We start from the raw sequence: 9,750 nt of genomic DNA, 5'->3' as shown, positions 1-9,750 counted from the left end.
TAATCTCCTCATGATCTCTTCTGTAAATAACGTACGATTTAATTTCCCCATATTCTTATCCGCTCCCTCACCATTACTCTGATTAAAACACAAAAGACCCATAAGAGGGCACTTTTTTTCAAAGTGTCCTTCTTATGGGTCACAGTTCAGTAAGATGGCTTGGCTCTTTTGTTGTTTATACTGCAACTAGCGGGACAATATTTTTTTAAACACTTGCGTGTTTACATAGGTGAGAGGCTGGGGCTAAGCGCCCCCTGCAACTCGATCGTCTTTGATTACAAATTCCAGATGCGGTACAGGATGACTGCCGCTTCTGCGCGGGTGAGCGAATCATTCGGCGCAAGCCTACCGTTTTTGCCGTTCACAACACCGGATTTTACAAGACCAGCAGCGCTGTCTTTCGCGTAATCGGAAATACTTGCCGCGTCAGGATAAGCGTCTAAAGCTCCGCTCGGTTCAAGCTGCTTGCCGGCCGCCTCAAGCGCACGTGTCGTCAGTACCATCATATCTTGACGTGAGATATCACTATTTGGTTTAAACGTATGGTCTCCAAAGCCAGTGGCGATTCCCAGTTCCTTCGCGATGACCAACTCATCATAATAATAAGCGGTTTCTAAGACATCGCTGAACATCACTTCATTCTTGCCTGTACCTTGCAAACCAAGTGCTCTTACAAGGAGGGCGATGAAATCCGCTCTCTTGATGGAAGCTGCAGGAGAGAAGCTGTTAGCGGAGGTTCCTTTGATGACATCGCGCGCTGCCATTACGTCAATTGCCTGCTTTGCCCATGGCACGTTCTTCAGGTCTCCGAAGGTTTTGACAACGGAGGCCACAGCATAGGTACTGAAGTGGGTCGTTTGGAAAACAACCGTTCCGGCTGCCGCATCATATCGGCCGTTCGGGATCGATGTCACATCGCCATTTTCAGCGATGTACCAAACCACAATTGAATCCGGATGGCTGAGCTCTGCTGTTGTCGGCGTATAAGGAACAGAGATCGTCACAGGCGCATTCGGGTTGTTCCAAGCGATGACTTTGCCACCGACTACCATGTTCAGATCCAATACCGGACGGTTACCGATCCGTTCGCGGGCAGCTGCATCCAAGTTGTCTGTAGAAGCCTTGGCTACACGGATGGATACTTGCTCAGCGTTGTCTGTCACATTGGACAGCATGTTGCTTGGAAGCTCAAGCGTTGCATTTTCTGTTTGCATCGAAAGCAAGAAGTTTTCTTGACCTTTCAAGCTTTGAGCAGGTAATTGCACTTCATATGAATTTGCGTTTGTTTGCTTCGGCACTTCGATTACGACTTGTTTCTTGCCGTTTGCTGCTTGCGCGGCTTGCTCAAGCGCCTTCTTCAGAATTTCGTTGGAGACTGTGCCTGTTACGCGGCCGCCCTCGTTCTTCACTTCAGGGTGAATCGTAACATTGTCGTCTTTTACCTCAACGTTTCCTGTCGACGGGTTAGATCCGCTGCCGATGGTTCCGCCCGGATTAACGGTATTACTGACGAGGGTCAGCACGCCGTACACGGAAGTGTCCATGTAACCATTGCCGGTCGTATCGTTCCATGCGGCAACGCTTTGACGGGCACCGTCTTTGGCGTCATTAATCTGTACATCAAATCCGAGTTTCTTGTCGCTGCCTGGCGTTATCTTTTTAAACGGTATCTTCACTTCAACCGTATAGCTTGTGCCGGAAACTTTAGTTGCCGATACGAAACCATCTGCGATGCTTGCCGGATTGAATGAAGTGTCGTTGTCAAAGTTAACTCTGTACTGTCCATCGTCATCTTGATAGAATGATGTTTTTGCATTGTTTTCGTCCAAGAAGATTTCTACGGAATCCTGTTCCCAAGCATTTCCGTTACTTAGGTCAAGCTGTGCGTCGCTAACTTGGACCAAGACATACAAGTTTTGATTATCCCAGAGAGTTTTTGCTACGCCGGTTGCTCCTTGCCATGCCATCTGGAAGCGATTAACCGGTATTTCTGCCGCTCCGCTCCAAACAGCGTCAACGGTACCGTCGATTGAAGGCGTAGCAAAATTAGCGGTTGATTGTTTGGCGTCTACTGAAACAGGCGCATGCTCTTTTATAAATTTATCCGGATCGATTACGCCGTAGTAAGCCGGTTTGGCCTGCAGATTCTTATCGAACAACAACGGATTGTTAGCGGCCCTCCAGCTGGAACTGTCATTCAGTCCCCAGAAGGTCACGCGCTTGATATTTGCAGCATGAGCCTTGTAGATCTCAAACAGCTGCGCGTATAAGTAACCCTGAGCATTCGCAAGCTGCTCGGGGAGCTGATAGCTGCTTCCGGCCTGAATATCAAGCTCAGTTATGCTTACTTCTACGCCTAAGGAAATAAACTTCTCCAAGGACAGTTTAACATTGTCCGGGTTCGTGTTTACATTGTAATGCGCCTGCATGCCGACGCCGTCGATGAGGAGTTTGCCAGGGTGAGTCAGCGCATACTTATCGTTGATTTCTTTGACCATGCTGTAAATGGCTTGGGCTTTATTTTGATTATCTTCGTTATAATCATTGTAATAAAGCTTGATATCCCATTCTGGATGAGCGTCCAGCACTTCTCTTGCCGCCAAGAACGCCTGCTCTACGTAATCTGATCCGATGGAACTTAACCAAGGGGATTGACGCAGTGACGCTTTCCAATCCGAAGGGTTAGACGGGTTATCGTTCATCGCTTCGTTGACGACGTCCCACGAGATCATCTTGCTGCCGTAATGCTCCATAACCGTTTCGATGTGGGTCCTCAAATTGATGAGAGCTTCATCCCGATCCAAGGGGGAACCGTTTGACGTATTCATCCACGCAGGCGTCTGCTGATGCCAAACCAGCACATGCCCATGCATCTGAAGTCCCTCAGCCAGAGCCTTATCCACAAGCGCATCCGCAGCGGTAAAGGTAAAGTTGCCTTTCGCAGGCTGCATCTGATCCGGTTTCATTGCGTTTTCTGCCGTAGCGACATTGTGATGCATCTTGAGAAGCTCAAGCCTAACGCCTTCCAGATCTCCCGCCGATATTGCGTTTCCGATCAGGAACTCGTCCTGATAAGCATTTTTGAGCGGAGTTAGATCTTTCTGAATGGCGATCGGGCCCGAGCCTGTGCTTTCAAAGCTGATATCATCGATATAGAAAGATGCTGTTTTATTATTAGAACTTTCCACATAGATGGTCAAAAATTCGTTGCCTACATTGGTATAACGGTATGTTCCTTCGAACAAAACCCAGCCGTCGCTGGTGCTGATTGTTTTTGAGGCAAGGCTAACATAACTAGGGCTGCTTTCACCAACCTGCGTGGACAGTTGGAGCTGCGAGCTAGTGGGCGCGATCAGCTTGACCCAGAACGAAATTTTATATTCGGAGCCCTTATCAACATATTTCTCCACGTGCAAGGTCGGCCCATGCCAGCTATCTGATCTGTTCTCTACTTTCAAAGCGTATGAACCGTCGTCGGTATGATTGGCTTCGTTGGTGACGGTGAGAGTTTCAGTTCCTTTCCTGCCTACAAATCCGTTTGCCGTTTGATCCTCGAAGGTGATTGTAGCGAAGTCGAGTGCTGGAGGCCTAGGTGTTTCCTCTTCACCGCCGCCAGGAGCCACCTTCTCGGTGATCAATACATCTCCAATGTAAAACGGAACAGTGGCCCCAGCAGCGTTGGATTGAACGCGTAAGCTCGTATCTTTGCTGGTATCAACCGTGAACTCTTTCGATAGAGTAAAAGCTTGTCCGGCTGCAAAATCCGCGCCTGCCAACCAGCCGTAGCTGCTCACCGTTTGAAGATAAGCTTGCGCGCCGGTAGGCACAACCGCATCAGCGTCTACATAGCCTGCAACGGTCACCGTGTAGGTTTTACCATTTGCCAGACCGATGTCGGCGAATTTGAAATCAACCGCATCATAGTCGTTGTTTCTGTTGCTAACAGATAAAGCTGCTCCGTCAGCATTGCCAGTAAATACTTTATCGGTGGATTGCGTCAGGCTGGCGTTGCCTGATTGCGCTGCAGCACCTTTGCCGCTTGCAAAGGATTCGTGGTAAACAGGTATTTCCGGCTCTGCAGCTTCCGCGACCGGCGCGAGCCAGCCTGAAGGGATGAGCAAAGTGGCTGCGAGTAAGATCGAGAAAACCTGTTTGAGCGTTCTACTCATTTGTTGCATTCCCCCTAAAATAAATTTGGTAAAGCAAGTTAAGCGCTTACATAATTTTGGCTTAATTCTCCTTTCCAGAGCTTAATTATAACGTGTATCAAAAAAACGTTTGACTAGAAGAACTATAGAACATACTGTATTTTTTAAATATTGCGTCGAAAGGTTTTATAAAATATGGCGATTTCACACAAGCCAGACTATTAATTCTATGAAACGGTGATTATCTATTCTTTAATTGAGAAAAGCATTTCATGCAAAATACGTTCCTAATGATCTAATCGATCTCTAGGAACGTTTCACGAAAAGAAGGCAATAAAGCAGGTAGATAAGTAGAATTAGTTAAAGAGGAGTGGAGGTTGGAAGTAGTGATGAGGTTTGAAATGGCAGTTAAAGCTCTAAAGCTTCCTTTGTAATTTTTTTGATATCAATAGGACAATTTGAGCTTTCCTTAACGATGTCAGGCAAAATATGCTTTAAGAAATAATCTACGCAATGCAGCTTTATTTTTTTGATTTTGATAAGCGCATCGCGATACATAATTACAAATTCTTTCTCTGTGTTGCCTCTTTGCAATTCCGAAAGGGCCTCGTACACTTGATCAAGTTTATCAGCCACTTCGAGAATGAGGCCTTCGACAGAATCGTCTTTACCCTCGCGCAGTTGCTTGAAAAAAGTAGGCTTGAGCTCCTCTGGAATATTTTCCTCTATAAAAAGAGTAATCATGCCTTCCTCTACCTGCTGCAGCATGCCGCGCAGTTCCAGTGAGTAATGCTTAACGGGTGTTTTAATATCGCCGATAAATATTTCACCGTAATCATGGCTGCTAGTAATCTCGTAAAGCTTTTTCCAATCTATCGAGACACCATTGCGTTCCTCAATATCTGCCAATGTTTTGGCGTATTGCACAACCTTCCACGAATGAGCGGCTACGCTGTGCTCTTCAAACTTAAACTTGCCTGGACAGCGAATAATACGTTCGAGATCGTTAAGCGATTGAAAGTACGTATGGATTCCCATGACATGTTATTCCTCTCCATATGGTATTAAGTGATGCATTACAGTTAGTATAGAGATGATTTGTTAATGGACGATTAATTAAATTAGGTAAAATAAGGGAGCTGAAGTGTCGGGATATATGATTCGGACGGTGGCATATCCCCCCGAGTTCACCAACCATAAAAAACCCGACAGGATGAGGTCGGGTACATAGCTATTTTCCAAAAAGGTGGCCCGGAAAATGAAATTTAAAGAAGAGTGTCTTACCGAAGCTTTTGTCTGGACTTTGATGTGAAAAGAGGCTTTAATGCTAATGAACGAATGAGTTCATTTTGTGTGAACGGTTTTTTTCTGCCCCATTGTATGGCCCTAACCATATAGGGACTTTCAGGATTTTTCATATGGTAGAAGCCCGGTATACGCATGACTCTTGATAAATTTGTAATCATGGGATCAGAACTGAATTTTTGGGCTAAAGCTTTTTGAATGGGAACGAATTTGTTGATAGACCCGCCTTGTAGGACCCAATAGATGTGATATCCGTTTTTAGTTTCGATAATCATCGTATCCTTAATTCGCCGCCTATATTTTTTAATAAACTCTTTTTTCAAAATCGCTACTCTCTCTTTTGTTCGCTGAGCTAGGAGATGAAATAGACCTTGTTTATTTCTTTTGATTGTAATGGATAGAATCTGCTCTGCAGGGTCGGATTGGAGTGATTCAATCCTCTGCTGGACTTGTTCACTTGTGTGAAAATGTTCTGAAATCTTGTTTAAGTCAACGTCGATGAATTGTGCTCTAATTTTTTTGAAATCACTTTTTCTACTTTCGCGATAATTAATCTCCAAAAAAACCGCATAACCTTTTTTATTTTGGCTGAATACATGGATCAGATCGTTGTTCTTGGAAAAGAGTGTGATTCGAGGCGTAGTTCTTTCCAGCAGTTTTAGAGGTTTATGCAGCGTCATCGCTGGGTGATTAGAAGAATTACTGTAAATCTGGTTTTTGTGCTTAGGGTCATAGACTAAAATAAAATGCAGATTTTCGTTCTGCTTGCAGCCTAGTTTTTTAATGAAATTGCGTGCGTGACTAGAGAACTGTTGCAAAGGTTTGGAATATCTCGTTGAACTTAATCTTTGTGTCACTAAACCACATCCCCTTTAAAACTTGCGTTACACTCTCGGTTCTTATCTAAACAATCATATTCTGGCGAGATGTCGCAAGTGTAAAGGATAGTACCCATTTTTCAACAGGGGATATGGTGTCGTAGGTATTACTTTATGACACTTGATAATTTCTTAAAGTTTACTAAAAAAATCAATGGCAAACTGGCGAAAATGAATGGCAGCTTGTGATAAAAAATGATTCCTGTTCCATGCGATACCGAATGTTCGCTGACAATGCGGTTCCGTTATTCTTAATCGAACGGTTGCCGGGTTTGAGGCCTTACTCCCTAAAGTGAGGGGAAGGGTGAAGGTGATGCCCAGTCCCATTTCAACTAAAGTTTGTATGGCGCTAATTTCGTCGAGTTCGAATGCGATACGGGGTTCGAAACCGGCTTGCCTGCAAAATCCATCTGTGATTTCCCGGAAATTAGATCTGGAAGATACAGAGATAAAGGGTTCATCTGCCACCTCAATTAGAGAAATGCTATTTCTAGAAGCTAAACGATGGTCCTTCGGCACAGTCAAGCACAATTCCTCTTTAACCAGTGTTAGCCACTCGATGTCTGGACCGGTAATCGGAGTGCTGGAAATGCAGAAATCAATATCAGCGTTTTCCAGGCCGTTTCTCATCTCTAAAGCAGAGCCTAACTGGCGCTGTATGATCCGTACGTGAGGATGCATGGAGAGAAAATCTTTGAGGAGCGTCGGCAAAATATACGGGAGCGTCACCGATATGGATATGACTCCATGGTCAAGACCCGCCATATCCGAGAGCTCACGCTCTCCTTCTTCCAGTTCCAGAAAGGCTTGCTCAACCCTTCGAAGATAGGTTTTGCCGCACTTGTTTAATTTGATTTTTCTGCCTTGACGCTCGAACAAAGGAACACCTAGTTTTTTCTCTAATCGCTGGATCGAGTTACTGAGTGAAGGCTGGGATACATTTAACGCCTTGGCCGCCATCGTGATGTGCTCTAGGCGTGCAACCGCTTGAAAATATTTGAGCTGAAGAAATTCCATATCAAGCCCTCTCTTCATTCATAACTTTAATGTGATGATTCAATCATAAAATAAGTATTATATTTAATAAAGTATCAACCTTATAATATAGCCACATAAAGAAATGTTTTTGAAGATAGGGGAGAGACTCTGTTGGTTAGAGAGAGAATCTGGACGCGGAATTTTTTTGTTGTATGTATGAGCAGTTTTTTCATGTTTCTTACTTTTCATATCCTCGCGACAGCATTCCCGTTATATGTGAAAGACAGCTTGAATGGGAATCAACAACAAATGGGATTAGTCATTACCATCTATGTTCTCGGAGGCGTTTTGATCAGGCCTTTTTCGGGTCAATGGGTAGATCGGTTCGGGAAAAAGAAAATGGCGGTTATCGGGTTGGTCATTTTTCTTATCGCCTGTATCTGTTATTTCGGCTCTAAGGGGATTTTCCTATTCCTAGTTATTCGCCTTATTCACGGAATGAGCTATGCGGTAGCCTCGACGGCTACGAGCACGGTTGCTTCCGCGCTTGTTCCGGATTCACGTCAAGGCGAAGGCATGGGATACTTCAGCATGTTTATGAGCATTGCCATGGTTGTCGGACCTGCTCTCGGGCTTTTTCTGTGGAAAGATAAGAACATAAATGTACTGCTGTTGGCCGTTTGTGCCATTGCAGCGCTTTCTCTCCTATTCACGATGGTTATGAAGATGCCTCAGGAGAAGCGGGACACTGCTGAGCCTGTTCTGACCGCAGCCCCTATAAAAAGAAAGCAGGGCCTAAGCTGGAGTGACTTTATCGAACCAAAGGCGCTGCCGATTTCGTTGGTGGGGTTTGTTCTTGCCTTTTCTTACAGCTCGTTATCTGGATTTATTTCTTCTTTCACGGCTGAGATTCATTTATCCCATGTCACGGGTTATTTTTTTGTTACCTTTGCGATCATGATAGTCTTGTTCCGTCCTATAATCGGCAAAGTATTCGATAAATACAAAGAACATTATCTTTATTATCCAGGGATTTTATTGTTTGCCATCGGCATGCTCTTATTAAGCCAAGCTCATTCCGGAACAATGGTTTTGGCGTCCGGCGTCATCATGGGAATAGGCTACGGGGCCCTCTTGCCTTGCTTTCAAACGCTTGCTTTGAAGCTGGCCCCCGAACATCGCAGGGGGAGCGCTGCGGGAACCTTTTTCTTATTATTTGACTTAGGCTACGGATTGGGCTCTTATTTTATGGGACTGATTGCTTCCTTTACGGATTACAGAATGATGTATGTTGTCGCAGGACTCGTTACTTTGTTATCTGTTGCCGCTTACTACCTGCTTCATCATCGTCCTCGAGCTAAGCTGCCAATTCAAAACCACAAGGCTAATATAGCTTAACTGCTGTAAGCTGGCACCGATACTCTATCGGTGTCAGCTTGTTTAGCTTTAATTGGATAAAAGCTTCAATTCGTTGTTGGGATTCTTCAATTGAACGATATCATATGGCTAGAGCGCTTCCGCTTTATTTTGCATGCATAGATCGTTGAGTCTTCGTATCGCTAGAGCCTCATTGAACCTTTACACCCTTGATCAGAAGCCAAAAAGCTAATGACAGCTCTCCAATCACTCCAGGTATGGCTACAACCAATAGGAATATCGTTTTGTAGTCTTCATAGTTGGGAAGAAGAAAATGCGCAAAACTATCGATTAAATACCCAGCAGCAGAGAGGATTAAGAAGATCCCAATCAGCTTTGGAATGTAGCCTCCTGACTTGATTATTAAATAACCGACAACCAGTAAATGAAATCCAAAAAATACTAATCCAATAAGCCATCCATTGTTAAATGCATTGATCAGCAGCATCACCTGTGCGTGTAACTGCTCCGTAGTGAATACCTTCAAGTATTCAGCACCGCTTAGAAGCTGAAGCACATTCAAAAAATGATACAAGGCGACTCCAAAAATGGCGGTATATACCAACCTGAACAACGCCGTAAGCATGGCTAGATTTTTATTAACGGGCTTGAGAAGAACATAGAGTGCCCACGTCACCAGCACATCGAGCATAAGCACGATGACAAAGCTAACAATTCCACTCCGAAATAACATCTCATTGGTTATGATGTTATTTGCAGTTGCTGCTGCATCATCCGGAATAATAAGACCATTAAGAACGGAGAAATTAGAAAACATAGCAAGCACGGCCATAAGCAGCAGCCCGAAACCTGCAATTCTAGCATAATAAAACGGTGAAGCATCCGTGTTAAGCCTCGTCATTTATAACCCTCCATTGCTTGTTAATATTTATAAAAAAGTAAAACATTTCATACATAGTGTATTGTTAACTGAACTAAATGTAAAGTATTATTTACATTAATGTCCGAAAGAGAGCTGTGAGCCAGCTCATGTTTATATTTAAGCTATTCGTATAACAAGCGCT

The 9,750-nt window shown here is 44.3% G+C and carries 6 protein-coding genes; 1 reads left to right on the top strand and 5 read right to left on the bottom strand.

Annotation, left to right across the window (positions count from 1 at the left end; genetic code table 11):
- Positions 1 to 275: 275 nt before the first annotated feature.
- From AC1DLI_RS10850 to AC1DLI_RS10835, 4 genes are all read right to left on the bottom strand, one after another.
- Positions 276 to 4,169 carry an endo-1,4-beta-xylanase gene (locus tag AC1DLI_RS10850; protein WP_477602319.1) on the bottom strand — a complete coding sequence of 1,298 codons (3,894 nt, stop codon included), beginning with the start codon at positions 4,167 to 4,169 and terminating at the stop codon, positions 276 to 278.
- 387 nt (positions 4,170 to 4,556) lie between these two features.
- Complete coding sequence (locus AC1DLI_RS10845; protein ID WP_477602317.1) at positions 4,557 to 5,186, bottom strand: YfbR-like 5'-deoxynucleotidase; 630 nt, start codon at positions 5,184 to 5,186, stop codon at positions 4,557 to 4,559.
- Positions 5,187 to 5,428: 242 nt separating this feature from the next.
- Complete coding sequence (locus AC1DLI_RS10840) at positions 5,429 to 6,310, bottom strand: DNA-primase RepB domain-containing protein (protein WP_477602315.1); 882 nt, start codon at positions 6,308 to 6,310, stop codon at positions 5,429 to 5,431.
- A gap of 153 nt (positions 6,311 to 6,463) precedes the next feature.
- Positions 6,464 to 7,348, bottom strand: a complete 885-nt coding sequence (locus AC1DLI_RS10835; RefSeq protein WP_477602313.1) for a LysR family transcriptional regulator — start codon at positions 7,346 to 7,348, stop codon at positions 6,464 to 6,466.
- Between the two features lie 132 nt (positions 7,349 to 7,480).
- Here AC1DLI_RS10835 and AC1DLI_RS10830 point away from each other — a divergent pair, with 132 nt between their 5' ends.
- Complete coding sequence (locus tag AC1DLI_RS10830; protein ID WP_477602311.1) at positions 7,481 to 8,707, top strand: MFS transporter; 1,227 nt, start codon at positions 7,481 to 7,483, stop codon at positions 8,705 to 8,707.
- A gap of 169 nt (positions 8,708 to 8,876) precedes the next feature.
- Here the strand turns inward: AC1DLI_RS10830 and AC1DLI_RS10825 are convergent, their stop codons facing one another.
- Entirely contained in the window at positions 8,877 to 9,587 is a 711-nt protein-coding gene (locus tag AC1DLI_RS10825) for a DUF4386 domain-containing protein (protein ID WP_477602309.1), read from the bottom strand.
- Positions 9,588 to 9,750 lie beyond the last annotated feature (163 nt).

The sequence above is a fragment of the Paenibacillus sp. 01T443 genome, assembly GCF_056398325.1.
This window is presented reverse-complemented; position numbering and strand designations above follow the sequence as displayed.

What these genes read in the sequence shown, in the direction of transcription:
- AC1DLI_RS10825 (WP_477602309.1), bottom strand. Translation starts at nt 9,587, where the DNA reads ATGACGAGGCTTAACACGGATGCTTCACCGTTTTATTATGCTAGAATT.
- AC1DLI_RS10845 (WP_477602317.1), bottom strand. Translation starts at nt 5,186, where the DNA reads ATGGGAATCCATACGTACTTTCAATCGCTTAACGATCTCGAACGTATT.
- AC1DLI_RS10850 (WP_477602319.1), bottom strand. Translation starts at nt 4,169, where the DNA reads ATGAGTAGAACGCTCAAACAGGTTTTCTCGATCTTACTCGCAGCCACT.
- AC1DLI_RS10835 (WP_477602313.1), bottom strand. Translation starts at nt 7,348, where the DNA reads ATGGAATTTCTTCAGCTCAAATATTTTCAAGCGGTTGCACGCCTAGAG.